The organism is Micromonospora terminaliae (assembly GCF_009671205.1).
Lineage (GTDB): Bacteria > Actinomycetota > Actinomycetes > Mycobacteriales > Micromonosporaceae > Micromonospora > Micromonospora terminaliae.
The window spans coordinates 5709204-5730339 of the sequence record NZ_CP045309.1 but is presented as its reverse complement, the minus strand read 5'-3'; the positions used below and the strand labels follow the sequence as shown (position 1 = coordinate 5730339).

Sequence of the window (21136 nt, the reverse complement as noted above, 5' to 3'; positions counted from 1 at the left end):
GCAACCCGACCCAACAAAACACGATCAGCCACGGCCCCAGGCTGCCGACAAGACCCACAGCCCCAAAACCCCTGTGGACCACCCTGTGGACAACCGACATCCCGCGTTGTTGATCAAGAAGTTTGCGTCAAAATCCGCGCCGGTCCAGACGCAAACTTCTTGATCAACTCGCCTACCGGGCGGGCGTGGGTGGGGGGTGGGGGTTACGGGAGGAGGGGGTGGCGGATTACGTTTTCTTCTCGGCCTGGGCCTACGCCCACGATGCTGACCTTCGTTCCGCAGAGTTCCTCGATGCGGGCGATGTAGCGGCGCGCGTTCTCCGGGAGCTCGTCCTCGGTCCTCGCCTTGGTGATGTCCTCCCACCAGCCGTCGAGCTCTTCGTAGATCGGGGTGGCGTGGTGGAAGTCGGTCTGCGTCATCGGCATGTCGTCGAACCGCTCGCCGTTGATCTCGTAGCCCACGCAGATCGGCACCTTGGGCATGCCGGTCAGCACGTCCAGCTTCGTGATGACCAGGTCGGTGACGCCGTTGAGGCGGCAGGCGTACCGGGCCACGACGGCGTCGAACCAGCCCGTGCGGCGCTCCCGGCCGGTGGTGGTGCCGTACTCGTGGCCGATCTTGCGCAGGTGCTGGCCGTTGTCGTCGAACAGCTCGGTCGGGAACGGGCCGGAACCCACCCGGGTCGTGTACGCCTTGCTCACCGCGATGACCTTGGTGATCGCGGTCGGCGGGATGCCCGCGCCCACGCACGCCCCGCCCGCCGTCGGGTTCGACGAGGTGACGAAGGGGTAGGTGCCGTGGTCCATGTCGAGCATGGTGGCCTGGGCGCCCTCCAGGAGGACGGTCTCGCCGCGGTCCAGGGCGTCCCAGAGCATGACGCGGGTCTCCGCGATATACGGCCGCAGCCGCTCGGCGTACCGCAGGTACTCCTCGACGGTCTCGTCGACGTCGATCGCCTTGCGGTTGTAGACCTTGAACAGCACCTGGTTCTTCTCGCGGAGCGCCAGCTCCAGCTTCTTGCGCAGGATGCCCGGGTCGAGCAGGTCCTGGAGCCGGATGCCCATCCGGGCGACCTTGTCGCCGTAGGCGGGGCCGATGCCCCGGCCCGTGGTGCCGATCCGCGAGCTGCCCAGGTAGCGCTCGACCACCCGGTCCAGCGCCCGGTGGTGCGGCATGATGAGGTGCGCGTCACCCGAGATCCGCAGCCGGGAGACGTCCACGCCCCGCTCGGCCAGACCGTCGATCTCCTCCAGCAGCACCTTCGGGTCGACCACCACGCCGTTGCCGATGACGATCATCGCGTTCGGCGACAGCGCGCCGGACGGCATGAGGTGCAGCGCGTACTTCTGGCCGTCCGGGGTGATCACCGTGTGGCCGGCGTTGTTGCCGCCCGAGTAGCGCACGACGTAGTCGACCCGCTCACCCAGCAGGTCGGTAACCTTGCCCTTGCCCTCGTCGCCCCACTGAGCGCCGATGAGCACGATCGCTGGCATCTTCTCCGCCTCCAGAAGGCTCGGGTGCCAGGTGGCGACCGGTCGGCGAGCCCGGGGTGTCAGGCTAACAAGTAGTGACGGCGGGACCGGCAGGGGTTCGTCGAGAAGCAGGAGGCTCCTTCGTGTACGACGTGGTGCTGCTCACCCTGGGCTCGGAGCGGGACGCTCCCGGCGGGGGCTGCGGCAGCGGTGGAGCCTGCTGCGGTGGCGCGTCGGAGGCGACCGGCGAGCACCCCGAGGAGCGTTGCGAGACGCCGCGCGTGCCGGTGCTGGCCTGCGCGGACGCGCTCACCGCCCGGGGCGCGCGGGTGGAGACGGTGACCGCCCGCTCGGACGCCGAGATCGACGAGGTGCTGGCCCGCCTCGACGGCCCGGCCCGGGCCGACGGCCTCACCTGGCCGGACCCCGACTCCAAGACCCGGCTGGTCGTCGCCACGGCCAGTGACGCACAGTTGCGCGCCGTGCTGCGCCGGCTGGTCCGACGGTACGCTCCGCCGCCCAGCCGCCGCCCCGCCGACCTGCCCGGGAACCGGACCGTGCCGGACCTGCCGCCGGTCGGCGTACTCCCGCTCGACCCGGCCCGCTCGGGCGCGGCCCGGGACCTTGCCGCGCAGCTCGGCCTGCCCCGCGACCCGGCGGAGGTGGCCGCCGCGGTGCTGGACGGCACGGCCCGCCGGCTCGATCTGCTGCGCAACGACGGCGGCTCGGTGACCCTGGACGGCGCGCTGCTCGGCGCGGCCGACGAGGCGGGCCGCCCGCTGCACTGGCGGGCCCGGGTCGAGGTCGACGGCACGGTGCTGAGCACCGGCGAAGAGCCGATCATGGCCTGCGCCATCGCCAACGCAGGCGGGTACGCGCGCCTGGACGACGTGGTGCTGCTGGCCGACCCGGACCCCACCGACGGCCGGGTCGAGGTCGCCGTCGCCGTGCCGGTGGTCACCCGGTCCGCGTTGGGCCGGAAGAAGGTACGGCTGGAGGTCCGCCGGGCCCGGGGCCGGGCGGCGGCGGTCGTGCCCCGCGACGAGAAGGTGCCCTTCCTCGACGACGGCGTCGAGGGCGAGCTGAGCCGCAAGCGGTCGTGGTGGACCGAGCCGGGCGCCTGGGCGGTCTGGAAGGCCTGACCTCCGTCGATCCCCCGCTCAGGCGACCGGACTGGCCGGACGGCCTATCCTCGGCGGGAGGAATGGGGAGGAACCGTGGTGCACGAGAACGCCGACCGGGCCCACGTGCCGGGTCAACCGCAGGTGCCGGAGCGGGACATCGAACCGCTCTGGCCGCCCGAGCAGACCGACGCGGCCGTCACCGCCCCGCCGTGGGCGGCCCCGGCCCAGCCCAACGTGGCAGCCTGGCCCGTCCCCGCCTGGCCCACGCCGGCGCCCGCCGATCCGTCGGAGCCGGCGGCCTCGACGGCGGAGCCGGCGGCCTCGATGGTGGGACCGGCGGCTGACGCGGCGACGGGCGACCCGGTGCCGCTCCGCCGGACGCCGGCCCCGGTCGACCTGGACCTCCCGTTCACCCTCGACCAGCCGACACCCGCCCCGGCGCCGACCAGGGCGGACGCCACCACTGCGCAACCGGCGACCACCGCCGACCCGGCCGACGCCGCCGACCCGAATGGCGCCGCCGGGCCGAATGGCCCCGCCAACCCGAATGGAGTCGCCGGCCCAATCGGTGCCGGCGGCTCGAACGACGCGATCCGCCCCGACGGGACGGCCGACGTCGGCAGCCCGGATGGTGCCGCCGACGCCGTGAACCCGCTCGCGGCGGCCGACGCGGACGGCGTCGCCGGCACGCCGCCGACGGCCGCTCCGGCGGAGGCGGCGAGCAGCGCGGACGGCATGTCCACGGCTGCGGTCACCCCCGTGGACGGCCCAGCCGGTACGCCGCCGAACGGCCGGCCGGAGTCGCCCTGGGCCCAGCCGCCGCAGCGCTCGACCGCTGACGCGCTGGCACCGCCAGCGCACCCCGGACCCGCGGTGCGGTCGACCGAGAATGGCGCGACGACCCCGGCCGACCCGCCACGGAGGGGTGCCACCACCCCGGCAGCCTCGGGCCACCCCGTCGAGAACAGCACCCCGGCGGCCTCGCCCCACCAGGCCGGCCCGCCGCAGCCGGCCGCCGGTGCGACCGACCCTGCCCCGGTGGCGTCCGCAGGGGTCCCGCACAGCGCTCCCGAGAGCCCGGCCGGGGGTTCGCCGGACGCCGCCCCGCCCCGGCTCGGCCCGTTCCCGCCCTCGCCGGGCGTGCCCCTCCAGCAGCCCTACGGCGACGGGACGGGGTACCCGCCGGGACCGGTCGGCTACGGGCAACCGGCGCCCCAGCCCGGCGCACCGGGCTGGTACCCCCCGCCCTGGCCGCAGCAGGCCGGCGGCCCACCCCAGCAGGCCGCCGCCCCACCGCAGTCGCCCCCACCGCCGCACCAGGCCGCGCCGCACCAGCCCAGCCCGCACCAGGCCGGCCCGCAGCAGACCGGGCCACACCAGACCGGGCCACACCAGACCGGGCCGCACCAGCTGGCGCCGCAGCAGAACGGGCCGCAGCAGCCGGGGCCGGCCGCGTACCCGAAGCCGGTCTGGACGCCGGCGAGCGGCGCCCCGCCGACGGCGGAGGACTTCGCGCGGCGGCGGCAGGCGCGGCCGGTCGACCCGGTGGCCACCATGGGCGTCCGGGCCGTGGTCAACAAGATCGGGCTGGTCCGGCTCGCGCCGGGGCGGCAGGAGCAGGAGATGCGGCGCGACATCGAGATGGTGCGCCGCAACTTCGGCGGGCTGCGCCAGGTGACCGTGGTCAACCCGAAGGGTGGCGCCGGCAAGACGGTCGCCATCCTGCTGCTCGCCATGACCTTCGGGCAGAAGCGCGGCGGGTACGTGCTGGCCTGGGACAACAACGAGACCCAGGGCACCCTCGGGATGCGGGCCCAGCAGGACTTCCACTCCCGCACGGTGCGGGACATGCTGCGCGACCTCGCGCAGTTCCAGGGGCCGCACGGCCGGGTCGGTGACCTGTCGCAGTACGTCCGCTCGCAGGGCGAGGGGATGTTCGACGTGCTCGCCTCGGACGAGTCGGCGACCGGGGGCGAGATGCTGACGGCCGCCGCGTTCGCCGAGATCCGCGAGGTCGTGAGCCGCTTCTACAAGCTGATCTTCGTGGACACCGGTAACAACGTCCGGGCGCAGAACTGGCAGGCCGCCATGGACGCCACCGACCAGCTCGTGGTGACCATGTCGGCGCGGAACGACTCGGCCGAGACGGCCGCCCGGATGCTCGACCACCTGGAGCAGAGCGGCCGGCAGCGGCTGGTCCGGCAGGCGGTGACGGTGGTGTCGATGCCGCCGTCCCGCAAGGAGATCGACCTGCCGGCCATCCAGGAGCACTTCGCGGCCCGGACCCGGGCGGTGCTGCTGGCGCCGTACGAGCGGCTCATCGACACCGGCGAGCCGATCCGGTACGGCCAGCTCTCCACGGCCACCCGCGAGGCCTGGCTGAAGATCGCCGCCTCGGTGGCGGAAGGGCTGTGAGCAGCGCGACGGCCGGCTCCCCACCCGGGGAACCGGCCGTCGCGGCGATCAGTGGCTGGCCAGGGCGTCCCCGGCGGCCGGGTCGCAGTCGCGGAGGAACTGGGCGCAGCGCGCCGCCTCGTCCGCCTCGCCGATCTCGCCGGCCGCGCGGGACAGCACGTAGAGGCAGCGGAGGAAGCCCCGGTTGGGCTTGTGCGACCAGGGCACCGGCCCGTGGCCCTTCCAGCCGCTGCGGCGGAGCTGGTCGAGACCGCGGTGGTAGCCGGTGCGGGCGTACGCGTACGCCGGGATGACCTGGCCCGCGGCGAGCGCCCGGCTGGCCAGCGCCGCCCAGCCCGCGCTGTAGGTGGGGAAGCGGGCGGCCACCTCGGCGTACGCCTCGTCGGTGTCCTGCTCGGCGGCGGCCGCCAGCGCGGCGTCGGCCTCCTCGTGGGCGGGGAGCAGGGTGGCCGGTGGCTCAGGCAACAGGTTCTGCATCGCCCCATTCAACCCGCTTCGCCCTGGGGTACGCGAGGGGGTCCGGCGAGCCGGTCGGCTGAACGGCTGAGGGTTTCGTCACGCCTGCGGTGTGCCACCCACGTACCCGCGGCCCATGCCACGGCGAGACTTTTCCACTACAACTACAGATCCGGAGCCTCCCCAGGACCGGGTAGTGCAGGAGCCCGGCGGCCTGGCCTCCGGGCTCCTGTCCGTGCCGCCCGAGTTTGCGGGCTTGCCGCCCGGGGGCAGGATGATCTGGTGCCGACCCCACCACCCGCGGACGTCATCGAGCCGCACGACACCAGCATCGACGAGATCGAGACCCGGACCGAGTTCGACCGGCGCCTGGCCGAGGGGAGCCTCGCCGGACTGACCGTGCAGGGTCTCCGCCTTGACCTGGACCCGGTGCCCGACCTGCGCGGCGTCGAGGTCGCCGGCGCGCTCTTCGTGGGCTGCCGGTTCGCCGACCGCGAGGTCGGTGCGGACCTGGTCCGGCGGGGCGCGAACGTCGTACCGCCCTTCTCCGGGCTGCCCTACCCGACGCAGCCGGCCCACCTCTACACCGCCGACGACCTGGCCGCCGGCTTCGCCGAGGGCGGCTTCGAGGGGATGTACGACACCCGCGTGTACGCGCACTTCCGGGCGCACGGCGGGGCGCTGCCCGACGTGCGGGAGGCGCTCGGCCAGCGGCTGCACGACCACGGGGTGGACAACGCCCTGGCCGACGCCACCCGGGCCTGGCTGGCCGTGCACGGGCCGCAGTCGGTCGTCGGTGTGATGGGTGGGCACGCCGTGCCGCGCGGCAGCGCCGCGTACCGGATGGCGGCGGTGCTGGGCTGGGAGCTGGCGCGGGCCGACCGGCTCGTGGTGACCGGCGGCGGGCCTGGCGTCATGGAGGCGGCCAACCTGGGCGCGTTCCTCGCGGCCTGGCCGGCGGAGGAGCTGACCGCGGCGATCGACCTGCTGGCCACCGCGCCGGACTTCACCGACCACGACCGCTACACCGACGCGGCGCTGCGGGTCCGGGCCCGGTACGCGGCCGGCCCGGCCCTGCCGACGCCCCGCCCGGCGGCCGCGGGCACCGAGTGGGCCCGCTCGGGCGGGCTGGCCATCCCCACCTGGCTGTACGGCCACGAGCCGGCGAACCTGTTCGCCGGGCGGATCGCCAAGTACTTCTCCAACGCCATCCGCGAGGACACCATCCTGCGGCTGGCCCGGGGCGGGATCGTCTTCGCGCCCGGCCGGGCCGGCACGGTGCAGGAGGTGTTCCAGGCGGCCACGAAGACCTACTACGGCACCGACGGGGCTAGCGGGGCGTACGTGTTCCTGGACCGGACCTACTGGACGACCGAGCTGCCGGTGGAGTCGCTGCTGCGGCCGCTCTTCGCGGCCTCACCGTTCGGCGACCTGTCGCGCACCGTGCACCTCACCGACGACGTCCGCGAGGCCGTCCGGGTGCTCACCGCATGAACGAAGGGGCCCCTCGAACGAGGGGCCCCTTTCTTCACGAGCTCACTTCATGGTGGTGCCGCTGGAGCGCAGGTGCTCGCAGGCCTCCACGACGCGGGCGGCCATGCCGGCCTCGGCGGCCTTGCCCCAGACGCGCGGGTCGTACATCTTCTTGTTGCCGACCTCGCCGTCGACCTTCAGCACGCCGTCGTAGTTGCGGAACATGTGGTCCGCGACGGGCCGGGTGAAGGTGTACTGGGTGTCGGTGTCGATGTTCATCTTCACGACGCCGTAGTCCAGCGCCTCGCGGATCTCGGACAGCAGCGAGCCGGAACCGCCGTGGAAGACGAGGCTGAGCGGCTTGTCCTTGCCGTACTTGGCGCCCACGGCCACCTGGATGTCGTGCAGCACGGCAGGGCGGAGCTTGACGTTGCCCGGCTTGTAGACGCCGTGCACGTTGCCGAAGGTCAGCGCGGCCATGTAGCGGCCCTTCTCGCCGAGGCCGAGCGCGTCGACCATGGCCAGACCGTCCTCGACGGTGGTGTAGAGCTTCTCGTTGATGGCGTTCTCGACGCCGTCCTCCTCGCCGCCCACGACGCCGACCTCGATCTCGAGGACGATCTTGCCCTTGGCGGCCTCGGTGAGCAGCTGCTCGGCGATCTCCAGGTTCTCCGCCACCGGTACGGCCGAACCGTCCCACATGTGCGACTGGAAGAGCGGCTCCTGGCCGTTCTTCACCCGCTCCTGCGAGATGGCCATGAGCGGCCGGACGAACTTGTCCAGCTTGTCCTTCGGGCAGTGGTCGGTGTGCAGCGCGATGTTCACCGGGTACTTCTTGGCCACCTCGTGCGCGTACGCCGCGAACGCCACCGCGCCGGTCACCATGTCCTTCACGGACGGGCCGGACAGGTACTCCGCGCCGCCGGTGGAGACCTGGATGATGCCGTCGCTCTCCGCGTCGGCGAAGCCCTTGAGCGCCGCGTTCAGCGTCTGCGACGAGGTCACGTTGATCGCGGGGTACGCGTACCGGCCGGCCTTGGCCCGGTCCAGCATCTCCGCGTAAGCCTCGGGGGAAGCGATGGGCATGTCGAACGCTCCTTACTTACCGCTCTCGGCCGTGCAGGCCGCTGTCTTCCATGAAGGCGACCGTTCCGGCCGCTGACGTCCATGGGTGCGCCGGACCGCGCTGTCCACCGCGGGAAGTATCCCGTAGGAGCGCGCGCCGGACACAACCGACCCGGGATCCGCTCACCGCTCGTCCAGGCTGTCCGGCAGCACGACGCTGATCAGCCAGGTCACCACTGCCATCACGATGGCGCCCCAGAAGGCGGCCCAGAAGCCGTTGACGTGGAACGACAGATCCAGCCCGCGGGCGATCAAGTCGGTGAGCAGGAACAGCAGGGCGTTGACCACGAGCGCGAACAGGCCGAGCGTGAGCAGGTAGAACACGCATCCGATCACCTTGATGACCGGCTTCAGCAGGGCGTTCACCGCGCCGAAGATGAGCGCCACCACGACCAGGGTGAACACCGTGTTGAAACCGTTGTGGCCAGTCACCTCCACGCCGGGCACGATCAGCGTGGTGATCCACAGCGCGACCGCGGTGATCGCCAGCCGGATGAGGAAGCCCACGTCACCATCCTGGCACCGGGTGATCCCCCCGGAGGGGACAATCGCCGACTCCACCGTTCCGCCCGCCGCCGAGCGCGGGCCCGGGTCAGCCCGTACGGTGTGGTGGTGACTGTCCGCACCGAGATCCAGGGAGGGACGATGGGTCAGCCCGACGAGGACTTCGCCCCGAGCGACCACCTCGCTCCGGAGGAGCGGGACCTGGAGGCGGAGCCGGCCGACGCGGTCGAGCAAACCGTGGCGGTCACCCCCGACGACGGCGACGGCGAGCCGCAGCGAGGGCTCGAGGTCGACGACTGGGACGCCATGGAGCAGGCCCGGGTGGTCACCGCCGACGAGGACGACTACCGCTGAGCCCGCGCGGGGCGGGGGCCGGTGCCCCCGCCCCGCCTCAGCGCAGGGTGGTCACCTGCTTCGGGTGCGCGGCGGTCCACTCACCCAGCCGGTCGGTGCGCAGCGCGTCGAGGAAACCCGGGGCCAGGGTGGGGTCGAGCCGGAACCCGTACGGCAGCTCCTTCGTGGTCCCGTGGCGGACCGGCAGGCCGACCGCGACCGGCTCGGCGTTCGCTGCCGCCCCGGCCGCCGAGACCAGGGCCGGCAGGGACGACTCCCCGGTGTCGGTCACCAGGTCCGGGCCGACCTTCGTGATCAACCGGCTGAGCAGCAGCGGGTTGGTCAGCACTTCCTGCTCCTGGACCCGCTGGAGCAGTCCGGCCGCGTACCGGGCGGCGTTGCGATCCCGGTCCACGGCGCCCTCGGGCATGTTGTACCGCTGGCGGAGCAGGTCCACGGCGGCCGCCCCATCGAGACGTTGGCAGCCGGCGGGGTAGGTCCGCCGCGTGTGGTAGGAGCGGATCGCGGTCGGCAGGCACACCGGCACGCCACCGACCGCGTCGGTGAGCTCGCGGGTCGCCCGGTAGGTGAGGACCGCGCCGGCGTCGATCCGTACGCCGGTGAGCTGGGCGACCACCTGCCGGGTCTCCTGGTAGCCCGCGGCCAGGTCCTTCCCGGCGGCGAGGGACAGGTTGAGCTTCGCGGTCCCCCGGCCCGGGGTCGGCACCACCAGGTCGCGCGGCAGGGAGACCAGGTAGAGCCGGCTGCGGTCCGCCGGAAGGTGCACCAGAAGGATCGAGTCGGCCCGGCGGCTCCCGTCGGGGCCGGCCGCGTCGGAGCCGAGCAGCAGCACGTTCAGCGCCCCGCTGGGTGGCGGCGTCGCCGGCGCGGCGATCAGGTCGGCGGTGTCCGGCTGGCGGGGCGCGACCGCGGTGAAGCCCGCGAGGGCGGCGGCCACCACGGCCAACGCCGTTCCGGCGAGCCGGAGCCGGAGCCGGCGGCGCCGGCGGCGGACCACGGCCCGGTCGATGGCGGCCCGGACCGGGCCGACCGCCGGGGTCAGCTCCTCACGCCGGGCGAAGGCGGCCCGCAGGTCGTCCTCGATCATCAGCAGACCTCCACGTACTCGGCTCGGAGGGTGGCCAGGGCGCGAGAGATGCAGGAGCGGACGGTGCCGACGGCGCAGCCGAGAATCTCGGCGATCTCCGCGTCGGGCAGGTCCTCGTAGTAGCGGAGCACCAGCGTGGCCCGCTGCCGCCGGGGCAGCCGGGACAGCCACGACCAGACCTGGTCGCGGTCCACCGCCGCCTGCGCGTGGTCGACCGGGGCGGGCACCCCTTCGTCCGGTTCGCCGCGCAGCAGCACCCGGCGCGCCCACGAGCCGCGCCGCCAGTCGATGAACTGGTTGGTGAGCATCCGGCGCACGTACCGCTCCGGCGCGTCGCTGCGGGCGACCCGGCGCCAGTTGAGCTGGACCCGGACCATGGTCTCCTGCACCAGGTCCTGAGCCTGATGCGGATCGCCGGTCAGCATGACCGCGTACCGCAGCAGGGCGCCCAGCCGCGCGTCGGCGAACTCCTCGTACGTCACTGCACCTCCCGGTGTCCCGCCCTGTTGACGGGCACAGGCCGCCCGAACATTGCACCAACGCCGATCAACCGTTCGGTCAATATCTGCAGGGCGGCGCCGCCTAGGGCTGCGCGCGGCTTAACGGTTCTTTAAGCTCCACGGGCTCCACCTGATCATTCACGGGAGGAACCCCCAACCATGCTCACGAACTCCACCCGGCGCTGGCTCGCCGGGTTGGGCGTCGCAGGCGCGTTCGTCGCCGCCTCCGCCACCCCCGCCTTCGCCGCGGACCCCACCATCGCCGACGCGGTCGGGGCCGAGGGCTTCTCGCTGTACGCGAACAACGTCATCGTCGCTCCGGACGGCCCGGAGAAGTGGATCTCGCTCTACTCGCTGGTGGACGAACCGTTCACCGATTACACGGTCAAGGTGGACCGCAGTGCGGTCGACGGCTTCGCTGACGTGCAGAAGCCGGAGGGCCCGGGCTCCTGCACCGAGACCGGGGCCGTCCTTACGTGCACCGTGAAGAACGACGCGGAGCCGGACCTGGACCTGCTCTCCCTCGCGGTGCTGCCGCGGGACGGGGCGAAGGCCGGGCAGGAGGGCCAGCTCCAGTTCACCGTCACCACCCCGAGCGCCGGCACCGCCACCTACCGCTCCACGGTGACGGTGGGCGAAGGCGTCGACCTGACGTCCGAGCCGTTCGTCAACCTGTCCGGCACCCCGGGCAGCACCGTCCCGGCGCCGTTGTCCGTGGGCAACCAGGGCAAGACCGACGCCGAGGGCGCCGTGCTGTTCTTCTTCGGCTCCTACGGTGTCGCTCCGGCCAAGCGGTACGAGAACTGCGAGTACTTCGAGGACAACTTCGACGAGTACGCGTACGCCTGCACGCTCGACGCCACGGTTGCGGCGGGCGGCAGCGCGAAGCTGGACGACTCCTTCGGCTTTGCCGTCCCGCGCGATGCCTGGGCGCCGAACACCGACTACGGCTTCGCGATCTGGATGACCCCCGCGGACTGGCAGGCGTTCCGGTCGGAGGTGCCGGACTTCGGCAAGAGCGAGAAGGGCGACGAGGGTGTCCTGAAGCTCAACCCGACTGCTCCGTCCCGGGCCCTGGCCCGCGCGATGCAGCAGACGGACGTCGACCCGACCAACAACGAGACCATGATCCAGCTGGCAATCAAGGGCAACCAGAAGGCCGATGTCGCGGCCAACGGCGCGACCGTGGACGCCGAGGTGGGTGCCACCGTCCCGGTCACGGTCGGCTTCACCAACAACGGCCCGGCGGCGATCAACGCCGGCGGTGAGGACGGCATCTACACGCTGGCGCTGGTCACCCTGCCCAAGGGCACCACGGCCGTGAAGGCGCCCGAGCAGTGCGCCGACGCCGAGGGCGAGTTCGGTCAGGACTCCGGCAAGGCCGGCGCGGCCGTCTACGCCTGCTTCGTGCCGGAGGTGGTGGGCAGCGGCAAGAAGGTGGAGTTCCCGTTCTCGCTCCGTGTCGACCAGCCCGGCACCCTCGCCGGCACGGTCGAGCTGTTCCACGGCGGGCCGGACGAGACCGGCCGCAAGGACCTGAACCCGGCCAACGACACCGCGAAGATCGTGGTGAAGGCCATCGGTCACGGCGGCCAGGGTGGCGGTGGCCAGGGTGGCGGTGACGGCGGCTCGCTGCCGATCACCGGCGCCAACACCGCTCTGATCGCCGGCGTCGGCGCCCTGCTGCTCGCCGCCGGCGCGGCCGGCTACGTGGTGACCCGCCGCCGCAAGACCCGCTTCATCGCCTGACAAAGCACCGAGAAGGTGCCCCGCCCCCACCCAGGAGGCGGGGCACCGTCATTCCCGGGTCACCCCCAAGGCCCGAAAAAGCAGCCGGCACGGACGGCGCCGGACGAGGTCAGGTTTCCGGGGAGCCCGACCCGCGCAGGGATCAAGCCTGACCGCCCGGAGCGGGTCGGGCTCCCCGGAAACCCACACCGCAACCGCGAAATAGCATCGACACCCCTGAGAGCATCAGAACCGTGCTGCTGACCCTCACCACGACTCACCGCCCCGCCACCGACCTCGGCCACCTCCTCGTCAAGCACCCGGACCGCGTGCAGAGTTTCGACCTGCCCGCCGGCACCGCGCACGTGCTCTACCCCGAGGCGGACGAGGCGCGGTGCACGGCGGCGCTGCTGGTCGAGGTCGACCCGCTGAAGCTGGGCAACGGTCGCCGCCGGCAGGCGGCCACGCAGGACAGCTTCACGCTCGGGCAGTACGTCAACGACCGCCCGTACGCGGCGTCCAGCCTGCTCTCGTCGGCGCTGGCCAAAGTGTTCCGCTCGGCCTTGCGCGGCGAGTCCCGGGACCGCCCGGAGCTGGCCGCCACCGCCATCCCGCTGGAGGTACGGGTGCCGGTGCTGCGCTGCCGGGGCGGCGCCGACCTGGCGATGCGGGTGTTCGGCCCGCTCGGCTGGGCCGTGGCGGCCACCCCGATCCCGCTCGATGAGGCGTACCCGGAGTGGGGCGACAGCCGTTACGTCGACCTGACGCTGACCGGCACGCTGCGGCTCGCCGACGCGCTGAACCACCTCTACGTGCTGCTGCCGGTGCTGGACGACGCCAAGCACTACTGGGTGGCGCCGGACGAGGTGGACAAACTGCTCCGGGCCGGCGCCGGCTGGCTGGCCGACCACCCCGAGCGGGGTCTGATCACCCGCCGTTACCTGGCGCACCGGCGCGCCCTGGCCGGCACCGCGCTGGCCCGCCTGGCCGAGCTGCGCCTCACCGACGAGCCGGCCGCCGACGACAGCGTCGAGGGCGGGCCGGCCACGGGTGACGGCGCCGGCAGCGAGGCACCCAGGGCCTCGCTGGCCGTACGCCGGCGCGAGGCGGTGCTGGCCGCGCTGCACGCCAGTGGGGCGTCGCGGGTGCTGGACCTGGGCTGCGGGGGCGGCGCACTGCTCGCCGCGCTGGTCGCCGACCGGCGCTTCACCGAGGTCGTCGGCACCGACGTGTCGAGCCAGGCGCTCACCCTGGCCGCCCGGCGGCTGCGGCTGGACCGGCTGCCGGAGCGGCAGCGGGACCGGATCCGGCTCTGGCAGTCGGCCCTGACCTACCGGGACGACCGGCTGCGCGGCTACGACGCGGCGGTGCTCATGGAGGTGGTCGAGCACCTCGACCCGCCGCGGCTGCCGGCGCTGGAGGACGCCGTGTTCGGTCACGCCCGGCCCGGCACGGTCGTCGTGACCACGCCGAACGTCGAGTACAACGTCCGGTACGAGGGGCTCGGGGCGGGCCGGTTCCGGCATGCCGACCACCGCTTCGAGTGGACCCGGGCCGAGTTCGCCGCCTGGGTCGACCGGGTGGCCACCACGCACGGCTACACGGCGACGATCAGCGGCATCGGCGACCACGACCCGGAGGTGGGCGCCCCGACCCAGCTCGCCGTCCTGACCAGCACGGAGACCAGCACCCGGACGGAGGAGACGACCCGATGACCGTCCTGGACATTCCCGAACTCGCCCTGGTGGCGCTGGTCGGCGTCTCCGGCTCCGGCAAGTCGACGTTCGCCCGCCGGCACTTCCGGCCCAGCCAGGTGCTGTCCTCCGACACGTTCCGGGGCATGGTGGCCGACGACGAGAACGACCAGTCGGCCTCCGGCGACGCGTTCGACGCGCTGCACCACGTGGCCGGGATCCGGCTGCGCCGCGGCCGGCTCACCGTGGTCGACGCGACCAACCTCCAGCCGCATGCCCGGGCCGGGCTGATCGCGGTGGCCCGTGAGCACGACGTGCTGCCGGTGGCCATCGTGCTGGACGTGCCGGAGGCGGTGGCCTGGGAGCGTACGCACTCCCGGGCCGACCGGACGCACGGCCGGCAGGTGCTCAGCCGGATGCAGCGCGACCTGCGGCAGTCGTACGGGCGGCTGGCCCGGGAGGGCTTCCGGAAGGTGCACGTGCTGCGCGGCGTCGAGGAGATCGAGGCCGCCGAGATCCGCTACGAGAAGCTGTTCAACGACCGTCGCGAGCTGACCGGGCCGTTCGACATCGTGGGCGACGTGCACGGCTGCCGCGAGGAGCTGGAGGCGCTGCTGCTCCGGCTGGGCTACGCGCTGCACCGCGACGGCGCGGGCCGCCCGGTGGACGCGGTGCACCCGGCGGGGCGTACCGCGGTCTTCGTGGGTGACCTCGTGGACCGCGGCCCGGACTCCCCCGGGGTGCTGCGCCTGGTCATGGGCATGGTGGCGGCCGGCCACGCGATCTGCGTGCCGGGCAACCACGAGCAGAAGCTGCTGCGCAAGCTGCGCGGCCGCGACGTGCGGCTCACCCACGGCCTGGCCGAGACGATGGCCCAGCTGGAGGCGGAGCCGGACAGCTTCGTGGCGGAGACCGCGGCGTTCATCGACGGCCTGGTCAGCCACTACGTGCTGGACGGCGGCCGGCTGGTGGTGGCGCACGCCGGCCTCAAGGAGGCCTACCACGGGCGGGCGTCCGGGCGGGTGCGGTCGTCCGCGCTCTACGGGGAGACCACCGGCGAGACCGACGAGTACGGCCTGCCGGTGCGCTACCCGTGGGCGCGCGACTACCGGGGCTCGGCCATGGTCGTCTACGGGCACACGCCGACCCCGGAGCCGGAGTGGGTGAACAACACCATCTGCCTGGACACCGGCTGCGTCTTCGGCGGGAAGCTCACCGCCCTGCGCTACCCGGAGAAGGAGCTGGTCGCCGTACCGGCGGTCAAGGAGTGGTACGCCCCGGCCCGCCCGCTGGTCGCGCCCGGGCCGGCCCGGCCGGACACCGTGCTCGACCTGGCCGACGTGACCGGCCGGCGGCACCTCACGCACGCGTACGGGACGCTGACCGTGCCGGCCGAGAACGCCGCCGCCGCGCTCGAGGTGATGAGCCGGTACGCGCTCGACCCGGACCGGCTCGTCTGGCTGCCGCCCACCATGGCGCCCTGCTCGACCTCCATGGTCGAGGGGTTCCTGGAGCACCCGGCGCAGGCGTTCGCCGACTACCGGTCGGCGGGCGTGGACCGGGTGGTCTGCGAGGAGAAGCACATGGGCTCGCGGGCCGTGGTGCTGGTCGAGCGGGAGCCGGGGCGGTTCTCCGGCGGCGCCGTGCACACCCGCACCGGGCGGCCGTTCTTCGGGCCGCCGCTGGACGGGGAACTGCTGGCCCGGGTCCGCGCGGCGGTCACCGCGGCCGGTCTCTGGGCCGAGCTGGGCACCGACTGGCTGCTCCTCGACTGCGAGCTGCTGCCCTGGTCGGCGAAGGCGGGCGGGCTGATCCGCGAGCAGTACGCCGGGGTCGGTGCGGCCGGCCGGGCGGCCCTGCCGGCGGTGCTGGCGACGCTCGACGCCGCCGGCGGACGCGGGCTGCCGGTGGGTGAGCTGCGCGGCCGGATGGCCGACCGGGCGGCCGAGGTCGAGGCGTACTCGGCGGCCTACCGGGCGTACGTGGGGCCGACGGACGGGCTGCGCGGGGTGACGCTGGCGCCGTTCGCGGTGCTGGCCGGGGCCGGGGCGAGCTACGCCGACCGGGACCACGGCTGGCACCTGGCCCTGGCCGACCGGCTCTGCGCGGCCGACCCGGAGTTCTTCACCCCCACCCGACGGCAGGTGGTGGACCTGGCCGACGAGGCGGCGGTGGCGGCGGCCACCGACTGGTGGCTGTCACTCACAGCGGCCGGCGGGGAGGGCATGGTGGTCAAGCCGTACGCGGGCCCGGCCGCCCGCTCGCCGAAGGGTTCGCTGCTCCAGCCGGGGATCAAGTGCCGGGGCCGGGAGTACCTGCGGATCATCTACGGTCCCGGGTACACCGGGCCGGGGCAGCTCGCCGGGCTGCGCAAGCGGTCGCTGGGCCGCAAGCGCGGCCTGGCCCTGCAGGAGCACGCGCTGGGGCTGGCCGCCCTGGACGCGCTGGCCGAGGACGCCCCGCTCTGGCGCCGCCACGAGCTGGTCGTCGCCATCCTCGCCTGCGAGTCCGAGCCGGTCGACCCGCGGCTGTGACCCGTACCCCGGTCCGGCGCATGGCCGGACCGGGCCCGGGTACCCTTTGTGGCCGTGGACACAGCAGAGAAGACCCGGGTGCTCTCCGAGAGCGTGGCCCTGAACCCGCTCGACCCGAAGGAGCTCATCCACACCTTCGGGATGATCGGCGTGTGGGCGATCCTCTTCGCCGAGACGGGCCTGCTGGTCGGCTTCTTCTTCCCGGGCGACTCGCTCCTCTTCCTGGCCGGGGTGGCCGCCTCGCCGGTGGCCGACGCGATCTTCGGATCCGGCACCCGGCTCTCGCTGGCCGGCCTGCTGATCGGCGGCCCGCTCTGCGCGATCGCCGGCGCCCAGCTCGGGCACTGGCTCGGCGCGCGCTACGGCAAGCGGATGTTCGACCGCCCCAACTCCCGGCTGTTCAAGCGGGAGTACGTGGAGAAGGCCGAGTACTACTTCCAGAAGTTCGGCCCGGCGAAGGCCGTGGTGCTGGCCCGGTTCATCCCGATCGTGCGCACCTTCCTCAACCCGGTGGCCGGTGTGCTCGGCATGCCCGCCCGCCAGTTCCTCCTGTGGAACGTGGTCGGCGCGATCCTGTGGGTGGACGGCATCCTGCTGATCGGCTACCTGCTGGCCCACCAGATCTACGACGCGATCGGCGACAAGATCGACCGGTACATCCTGCCGGTGGTCGCGCTGATCATCCTGATCTCGGTGCTGCCGATCGTCTTCGAGTTCCTCCGCGACCGGCGGGCGCGCAAGCGCGGCGAGGCGGTCGCGGTGGTCGCCGCCGCCAGCGCGGCGGGCGCGGTGGACGCGGTCCGGGACGCCATCGACGGCGACGACGACCAGCAGCACCGGCGCGGCGGCCAGCACCGCCGCTGACCTCGAACACACCGAAGGCCGGCCCCCTTACCGGGGGCCGGCCTTCGACTACGACCTGTCGACCTGCGGGTGGCACGGATGCCGGGCAGCCGTCACCCGTGGCTGTCCGGGCTCGGCGCGTGTGACGCCGCGCCACGACCCCGGACAGCCATCCGATGGGTGGCGCCACCCCTGGCACGCCACCCGTCGCCGCACTCGTGCGAGGCGGCCACCGACTCGGACACGTCCGGATTCAGCGGGCCTTCTTGGTGGCCCGCTTCCGCGGCGGGGTCAGCAGATCCGCGATCGTCGCGATCGCGGTCGGCACCAGCCGGTAGTACGCCCAGACACCACGCTTCTCCCGCTCCAGCAAGCCGGCCTCGGTGAGGATGCGCAGGTGGTGGCTGACCGTCGGCTGCGAGAGGCCGAGCGGCGCGGTGAGGTCACACACGCACGCCTCCCCCTCGGGAGCCGACTGGATCAGGCTGAGCAGCCGCAGCCGGGCGGGGTCCGCGAGGGCCTTGAGGACCCCCGCAAGCCGCTCGGCGTCGGCACGTTCGATCGGCTCGCCGGCAAGCGGCGAGATCTGAGGCATGGTCATTTCAGCCAACGCAGTTCCCACGTTTTCCATCCTTCCACCAGCAGCATCGATCCGCCTGCATATCAGCAGATCCGAATCGGCAAACTTTTACGCCACAAGGCCGAGGTCAGCCAACGTATAGGCCGCCCTATAAGGCAGTCCGGCGGCTCGCACCGCGTCGCCGGCGCCTCGATCAACAATAACCGCCACACCCACCACCTCGGCCCCGGCCTCGCGCAATGCCTCGACGGCGGTCAACACGCTGCCGCCCGTGGTCGAGGTGTCCTCGACCGCCAGGACCCGGCGCCCGGCGACGTCCGGCCCCTCGATCCGTCGCTGGAGGCCGTGCGCCTTGCCCGTCTTGCGGACCACGAAGGCGTCCAGCGGGCGATCGGTACCGGCCGACGCGTGCAGCATCGCGGTGGCCACCGGGTCGGCCCCGAGGGTCAGGCCGCCCACCGCGTCGTACGCCCAGTCGGCGGTGAGGTCGCACATCACCCGGCCGATCAAGGGCGCCGCCCGGTGATGGAGCGTGACGCGACGCAAGTCGACGTACCAGTCCGCCTCCCGACCCGACGAGAGCACCACCCGGCCGTGGACCACAGCCAGGTCAGTGATGAATTTACGCAGGTCGTCGTGGTCCCCCATGGCGATAGAGGGTACTTCGCAAGTCTGGGAGGCGGGCATGGGGTCCACCCCGGTCAACCCTGCGGGCGACCGGCGGGTGGCGACGGCCGACTACGCTGTGCGACCGTCCATGCCGGTCAGCGGGCGGGCATCCCGGCGACGGCACACCTGTCCACCGACCCGCGGTCAGCCGCCGGACCGGCCGACCCGGCCGCGGGTGTCCCGGGACGCCCCGCGCAGCAGCCGCCGCGGGGCGTGCCGCAGCCCCGCCACGGCCAGCTTGTACTTCCAGCTCGGCACGCTGACGGCTTTGCCTTTGCGCAGGTCACGCAGCCCTTCGTCGACCACATCCGCGGCCCGCAGCCACATCCACGCCGGGGTCCGCGACATGTCGATGCCGGCCCGCTCGTGGTAGCCGGTGCGGGTGTAACCGGGGCAGAGCGCCATCACGCGTACGCCGAGCGGGGCCACCGACTGGCCGATCGATTCACTGAAATTCGTCACCCAGGCCTTGCTGGCCGAGTACGTCGATCCCGGCATGGGGACACCGAAACCCGCGACGGAAGAGACATTTATCACTGCCCCGTGGCTGCGCTCGACCATCGGGCCCAGCGCCGCGTGGGTCAGCCGGAGCACGGCCAGCACGTTGAGCCGGACCAGGCGGGCCTCGTCCGCGACGGCCGACCGGACGAACGGGGTGTTGAGGCTGATCCCCGCGTTGTTCACGAGCAGCTCGACGGGCGGCTCGGCGGTCAGCCGGCCCTCCACCGCGGCGCAGCCGTCGTCGGTGGACAGATCCGCGGCGATGGTCTCGACCCGGTGGCCGTGCCGGCCGGTCAGCTCGGCCGCCAGGGCGTCGAGCCGGCCCGCGTCCCGGGCCACCAGGACGAGGTCCCAGCCGTCGGCGGCGAGCCGGCGGGCGAACGCCTCGCCGATGCCCAGGCTGGCGCCGGTGACGAGGGCCCGGCGCGAGGAGGGGGGTGGTGCGTCGGTCACGGGCGGTCCTCGGGGGGTCGGGTCGGCCCGGGCGGGGCCGACGGCGGCGGCGGGGCGGGGGGCGGCCCCCAGGGCGACGGGTGTCCGTAGGCGGGCGCGGCCGCCACCGGACCGGTCGGCGCGGGCGCCACCGGACCGGGCGGCGGGGTCGGACCGGCCGGCGGGCGCGGTGCGCGGCGGTGGAAGAAGGCGCCGGCCGACGGCAGCGTCAGCAGGGCGGCGACCACCAGGTAGCCGAGGATCTGCGCCACGGACAGCGCGGCGTTCACCGGGATCCACCAGTCCGGGTAGGCGTCGCCGACCCGGGCCAGCAGGTCGGCGGTGACCCGCTCGTCGGCGCCGAGCCGGAGCGGGGCGGCCCGCTGCCCGACCAGCACCGCAAGGGCGCAGCAGCCGCAGAACAGGCCCAGCCCGGCGACCACCCAGGTGGCCACCCGGGCGCCGGCGCGGCCGGACAGCAGGCCGAGGGCGAGCCCGAGGAGCAGGAGCGCGACCAGCACGCCGAGCACGGCGGAGAGGACTGTGGAGCCGCGCAGCAGCGACGCCACCCCGTCGATCTCGCCGCCGCTCGCGCCGGTCGCCCGTGCCGCCTCCCGGAAGCGGTCCACCGTGCCCGCCGTGACCAGCAGGCTGGCCACCGCGTACGCCACGGCGCCCACCGCCATCAGCAGCAGCAGCGCCGCCGCCGAGACCACCGCGCCCGGCCGGCGGGGCGGGACCTGATGGGGGTACGACACGACAGATCCCTCCGGTAGGCGTCGGCTTGCAACCTACTCGGAGGGATCGTCGGCGTCGCTCTTATCCGAACGTCAACTTGCCGATGGCGGCTCGCCGTCCCGGCGCTCCCCGGACTCCGGCGACGGACCGGCCGGACCCGGCTGCCCCGGAGCGGCCGCACCCGGCTGGCCCGGAGCGGGCTGGCCCGGGTAACCGGGCGTGGTCGGGTAACCCGGGGTCTGCGGGTAGCCGGGCTCGGCCGGGTAGGCGCCACCCGGGACCGGCGGCTCCCAGCCCTGCTTCGGCTTGCGGAAGAACTCGTTGGCCTTCGGCAGCGCCAGCAGGATCAGGGCGACCAGCAGCGAGAGCAGCCCCAGCACACCGAGCACCGTGTTCACCGGCGTGTACCAGGACGGCAGGGCGTCGTCGAGGCTGCGCCGCAGCTCCTCGGCGGAGGGCCCGTCGCCCCCGGTGTTGCCGCCTACGGCCCCGGTGGCGCCGCTGATCAGGCTGCCACCGAGGCAGCAGACGAGAATGCCGCCCAGCACCCAGGTGGTGATCCGGGTGCCGTTGCTGCCCCGGTTGTTGAACACGCCCAGGACGACCAGGACCAGCGAGAGGACGAGGAGCAGGGCGGCGGTCCCGATGGTGAACCCGACCACGAACGTACCGACGTCCTGGGCGCCCGTCGTCGTGCCCTCGAACGCCCGCTCGAAGCCCTCGCGCAGCTTGCTGGCGACGCTGACGGTCGCGATCAGACCGATCAACTGGGTGAGCGCGAAGAGCAGCAGCAGGTAGAAGGACGCCGCCACCACGCCCGGGCGCGCGCGGCCCGGCGCCGGGGAGGAATCGGTCATTGACTCTCTCCTTCTCTAGATCAGGCCCACACAGTAGCGGCCCGGACCCA

Annotated in this window: 19 protein-coding genes; 8 read left to right on the top strand and 11 right to left on the bottom strand. The window is 73.4% G+C overall.

Annotation, left to right across the window (positions count from 1 at the left end; genetic code table 11):
• Nucleotides 1–203: 203 nt before the first annotated feature.
• Nucleotides 204–1493: an adenylosuccinate synthase gene (locus tag GCE86_RS26440; protein ID WP_154229412.1), complete on the bottom strand. Its 1290-nt coding sequence runs from the start codon at nucleotides 1491–1493 to the stop codon at nucleotides 204–206.
• Nucleotides 1494–1615: 122 nt separating this feature from the next.
• Between GCE86_RS26440 and GCE86_RS26435 the strand changes: the two genes are divergently transcribed.
• Both GCE86_RS26435 and GCE86_RS26430 read left to right on the top strand, forming a co-directional pair.
• A complete protein-coding gene (locus GCE86_RS26435; protein ID WP_154229411.1) occupies nucleotides 1616–2614 on the top strand; it encodes a diacylglycerol kinase family protein in 999 nt (332 codons plus the stop codon).
• Between the two features lie 75 nt (nucleotides 2615–2689).
• The gene (locus tag GCE86_RS26430; protein WP_154229410.1) at nucleotides 2690–5011 is read left to right on the top strand and encodes a chromosome partitioning protein; all 2322 of its coding nucleotides are present in this window, start codon (nucleotides 2690–2692) and stop codon (nucleotides 5009–5011) included.
• Between the two features lie 48 nt (nucleotides 5012–5059).
• Here the strand turns inward: GCE86_RS26430 and GCE86_RS26425 are convergent, their stop codons facing one another.
• The gene (locus GCE86_RS26425) at nucleotides 5060–5488 is read right to left on the bottom strand and encodes a DUF3151 domain-containing protein (protein ID WP_154229409.1); all 429 of its coding nucleotides are present in this window, start codon (nucleotides 5486–5488) and stop codon (nucleotides 5060–5062) included.
• 261 nt (nucleotides 5489–5749) lie between these two features.
• On the opposite strand from GCE86_RS26425, the gene GCE86_RS26420 reads away from it, so the two are divergent.
• Complete coding sequence (locus GCE86_RS26420; RefSeq protein WP_154229408.1) at nucleotides 5750–6961, top strand: LOG family protein; 1212 nt, start codon at nucleotides 5750–5752, stop codon at nucleotides 6959–6961.
• A 42-nt stretch (nucleotides 6962–7003) separates the two neighbouring features.
• On the opposite strand, the gene fbaA is transcribed toward GCE86_RS26420, so the two are convergent.
• Complete coding sequence (fbaA, locus tag GCE86_RS26415; RefSeq protein WP_154229407.1) at nucleotides 7004–8026, bottom strand: class II fructose-bisphosphate aldolase; 1023 nt, start codon at nucleotides 8024–8026, stop codon at nucleotides 7004–7006.
• Nucleotides 8027–8188: 162 nt separating this feature from the next.
• Nucleotides 8189–8572: a phage holin family protein gene (locus GCE86_RS26410; protein ID WP_154229406.1), complete on the bottom strand. Its 384-nt coding sequence runs from the start codon at nucleotides 8570–8572 to the stop codon at nucleotides 8189–8191.
• A gap of 138 nt (nucleotides 8573–8710) precedes the next feature.
• Here GCE86_RS26410 and GCE86_RS26405 point away from each other — a divergent pair, with 138 nt between their 5' ends.
• On the top strand, nucleotides 8711–8923 hold the full coding sequence (locus GCE86_RS26405; RefSeq protein ID WP_154230684.1) for a hypothetical protein: 213 nt from the start codon (nucleotides 8711–8713) through the stop codon (nucleotides 8921–8923).
• Between the two features lie 37 nt (nucleotides 8924–8960).
• Here the strand turns inward: GCE86_RS26405 and GCE86_RS26400 are convergent, their stop codons facing one another.
• Nucleotides 8961–10010, bottom strand: coding sequence for an LCP family protein (locus GCE86_RS26400; protein WP_154229405.1), 1050 nt, complete (start codon nucleotides 10008–10010; stop codon nucleotides 8961–8963).
• Complete coding sequence (locus tag GCE86_RS26395; protein WP_154229404.1) at nucleotides 10010–10492, bottom strand: SigE family RNA polymerase sigma factor; 483 nt, start codon at nucleotides 10490–10492, stop codon at nucleotides 10010–10012. Before GCE86_RS26395 ends, GCE86_RS26400 begins: the two co-directional genes overlap by 1 nt.
• A 177-nt stretch (nucleotides 10493–10669) precedes the next feature.
• Here GCE86_RS26395 and GCE86_RS26390 point away from each other — a divergent pair, with 177 nt between their 5' ends.
• The 4 genes from GCE86_RS26390 (at nucleotide 10670) to GCE86_RS26375 (ending at nucleotide 17330) form a co-directional block, all read left to right on the top strand.
• Entirely contained in the window at nucleotides 10670–12259 is a 1590-nt protein-coding gene (locus GCE86_RS26390) for an LPXTG cell wall anchor domain-containing protein (protein ID WP_154229403.1), read from the top strand.
• Nucleotides 12260–12492: 233 nt separating this feature from the next.
• Nucleotides 12493–13953, top strand: coding sequence for a 3' terminal RNA ribose 2'-O-methyltransferase Hen1 (locus tag GCE86_RS26385; RefSeq protein WP_154229402.1), 1461 nt, complete (start codon nucleotides 12493–12495; stop codon nucleotides 13951–13953).
• A complete protein-coding gene (locus tag GCE86_RS26380) occupies nucleotides 13950–16466 on the top strand; it encodes a polynucleotide kinase-phosphatase (RefSeq protein ID WP_154229401.1) in 2517 nt (838 codons plus the stop codon). Before GCE86_RS26385 ends, GCE86_RS26380 begins: the two co-directional genes overlap by 4 nt.
• Nucleotides 16467–16607: 141 nt before the next feature.
• The gene (locus tag GCE86_RS26375) at nucleotides 16608–17330 is read left to right on the top strand and encodes a DedA family protein (protein ID WP_239542218.1); all 723 of its coding nucleotides are present in this window, start codon (nucleotides 16608–16610) and stop codon (nucleotides 17328–17330) included.
• Nucleotides 17331–17562: 232 nt separating this feature from the next.
• Here GCE86_RS26375 and GCE86_RS26370 read toward each other — a convergent pair whose 3' ends face one another.
• The 5 genes from GCE86_RS26370 to GCE86_RS26350 form a co-directional block, all read right to left on the bottom strand.
• A complete protein-coding gene (locus GCE86_RS26370) occupies nucleotides 17563–17940 on the bottom strand; it encodes an ArsR/SmtB family transcription factor (protein ID WP_076468717.1) in 378 nt (125 codons plus the stop codon).
• 57 nt (nucleotides 17941–17997) lie between these two features.
• Entirely contained in the window at nucleotides 17998–18537 is a 540-nt protein-coding gene (gene pyrE, locus GCE86_RS26365) for an orotate phosphoribosyltransferase (RefSeq protein ID WP_154229399.1), read from the bottom strand.
• A gap of 165 nt (nucleotides 18538–18702) precedes the next feature.
• Complete coding sequence (locus GCE86_RS26360) at nucleotides 18703–19512, bottom strand: SDR family NAD(P)-dependent oxidoreductase (protein WP_154229398.1); 810 nt, start codon at nucleotides 19510–19512, stop codon at nucleotides 18703–18705.
• Nucleotides 19509–20249 carry a hypothetical protein gene (locus tag GCE86_RS26355; protein ID WP_154229397.1) on the bottom strand — a complete coding sequence of 247 codons (741 nt, stop codon included), beginning with the start codon at nucleotides 20247–20249 and terminating at the stop codon, nucleotides 19509–19511. Before GCE86_RS26355 ends, GCE86_RS26360 begins: the two co-directional genes overlap by 4 nt.
• A gap of 72 nt (nucleotides 20250–20321) precedes the next feature.
• A complete protein-coding gene (locus GCE86_RS26350) occupies nucleotides 20322–21086 on the bottom strand; it encodes a hypothetical protein (RefSeq protein WP_154229396.1) in 765 nt (254 codons plus the stop codon).
• Nucleotides 21087–21136: the final 50 nt, after the last annotated feature.

Bases quoted from the DNA above. Each gene is read 5' to 3' on its own strand.
- GCE86_RS26440 (WP_154229412.1), bottom strand. From the start codon at position 1,493: ATGCCAGCGATCGTGCTCATCGGCGCTCAGTGGGGCGACGAGGGCAAG.
- GCE86_RS26425 (WP_154229409.1), bottom strand. From the start codon at position 5,488: ATGCAGAACCTGTTGCCTGAGCCACCGGCCACCCTGCTCCCCGCCCAC.
- fbaA (WP_154229407.1), bottom strand. From the start codon at position 8,026: ATGCCCATCGCTTCCCCCGAGGCTTACGCGGAGATGCTGGACCGGGCC.
- GCE86_RS26405 (WP_154230684.1), top strand. From the start codon at position 8,711: ATGGGTCAGCCCGACGAGGACTTCGCCCCGAGCGACCACCTCGCTCCG.
- GCE86_RS26400 (WP_154229405.1), bottom strand. From the start codon at position 10,010: ATGATCGAGGACGACCTGCGGGCCGCCTTCGCCCGGCGTGAGGAGCTG.
- GCE86_RS26390 (WP_154229403.1), top strand. From the start codon at position 10,670: ATGCTCACGAACTCCACCCGGCGCTGGCTCGCCGGGTTGGGCGTCGCA.
- GCE86_RS26380 (WP_154229401.1), top strand. From the start codon at position 13,950: ATGACCGTCCTGGACATTCCCGAACTCGCCCTGGTGGCGCTGGTCGGC.
- GCE86_RS26375 (WP_239542218.1), top strand. From the start codon at position 16,608: ATGATCGGCGTGTGGGCGATCCTCTTCGCCGAGACGGGCCTGCTGGTC.
- GCE86_RS26370 (WP_076468717.1), bottom strand. From the start codon at position 17,940: ATGGAAAACGTGGGAACTGCGTTGGCTGAAATGACCATGCCTCAGATC.
- pyrE (WP_154229399.1), bottom strand. From the start codon at position 18,537: ATGGGGGACCACGACGACCTGCGTAAATTCATCACTGACCTGGCTGTG.
- GCE86_RS26350 (WP_154229396.1), bottom strand. From the start codon at position 21,086: ATGACCGATTCCTCCCCGGCGCCGGGCCGCGCGCGCCCGGGCGTGGTG.